Here is a 1,438-nt window from a genome sequence, read left to right on the forward strand (position 1 = left end):
GAAGACGAGTTCTCGTTTGACGACTTTGAGCTACCAGAGTTTGGTGAGGAAGACGCACTTGCAGAGGCTGTGAGTGAACCTGATGAAGCTCAGTTAGAGCAAGATTTATCGGATGGCAGTGAGAAGTTTGAGTTCGATGATCTTGACCTTCCAGAATACGATGAAGAAAGTGCTAAAGCGGACTCTGTTTTAGACGATATTGAGCAGAGCAGTGCTGAGCCTGTGGCAGAAGAGCAAGGGGTACAGTTTGACGAGTTCGATTTGCCTGAATACGGTGAAGATGAAGCGATCTCTGATGCATTTGCAGAAAAGCCGACGCCATTAACTGCCTTTAGTCCGCAGGGAGAAGAGCAAGACGCACTGCATGACCTGTTCTCGAACCCACAAAGTTTTGCTGGTGCGGATGATTTCTCGGATGTCAATGAAGCAGATTTAGCTGGACTCCCAGAAGCGAACGAATCAACAAGCGCACCTTTAGTATCTAGCACTGAGGTGAATGAAGTTGAAGACGAGCCGTTAGAAGGCTTCGATAACTTTGATGAAACTAATTTGGCTGAATTGCTTTCAGAAGATGTTCAAGACACAGTCGACAACATGTTCGAGAAGCCATTAGATGCAACATCGATTGATATCGCTGGGTTAGATATTGATGCAATGCTTGAAGTGGGCGGTGAAGATTGGAAAGGTTTTAATCTTGCACCAGAACAGCAATCGAGCATGCAAGATGGTGTGCCGGATGATCAACAAGAGATCTGGGCGTCTGCAGAACAGCAAGCTGAACCTAAGATCAAAGAAGAGAACTGGGCGCAGCAAGATAACCTGACCGAATCATCGAATAGTCGTGATAAGCAATACATGACCATCGATGAGTTGATGGCTCAAGTTGAGCAAGAAGGGGAAGATGCTATTAATCCAGACGAAGAAGAGCTGAAGCTGGATGTTGGTCTTAACGAATTCCCTGATGTGATTGGCGATATTGGAAACTATGATGTTGATAGTAACGCTGAAGCTGCTGGTAAGCTTGATCTCGCTAAAATCTACATTGAGATGAGTGACTCTCAAGGCGCGATTAAGCTTCTAGAAGAAGCGATAGTCGACGGAAGCGACGATATTCGCCGAGAAGCTAAGAATCTTATCGATACGTTAAACGGCCGATAAATTGAGCGAGATATAAAGGGTAGCATTGGCTACCCTTTATTTTGGGTGGGTCGTGCTTTTAATATTATAGATTTAGTCCCATCCTATTTGGGATAGCACTCATTTCCGTATATACTTCTCGCCCATTTTCAAAGAGAACAAGAACATGAAAATTGCTTTAGGTATTGAATATAACGGTACCCACTACTTTGGTTGGCAACGCCAACGAGACGTGAAAAGTGTCCAAGAAGAATTGGAAAAGGCTCTTTCGGTTGTCGCAAATCACCCAGTAGAAGTTCAA

General features: G+C 44.4%; 1 protein-coding gene and 1 pseudogene. Both read left to right on the plus strand.

Annotation, left to right across the window (positions count from 1 at the left end; genetic code table 11):
• On the plus strand, positions 1-1,158 hold a 1,158-nt coding region (locus BCT81_RS16080; RefSeq protein ID WP_277869820.1), incomplete at its 5' end, for a FimV/HubP family polar landmark protein.
• Positions 1,159-1,303: 145 nt separating this feature from the next.
• Positions 1,304-1,438 (plus strand): annotated as a pseudogene (gene truA / locus BCT81_RS16085) (tRNA pseudouridine(38-40) synthase TruA); the annotation flags it as partial.

Origin of the sequence: Vibrio sp. 10N.261.52.A1 (assembly GCF_002876325.1) — a bacterium.
GTDB lineage: Bacteria > Pseudomonadota > Gammaproteobacteria > Enterobacterales > Vibrionaceae > Vibrio > Vibrio chagasii.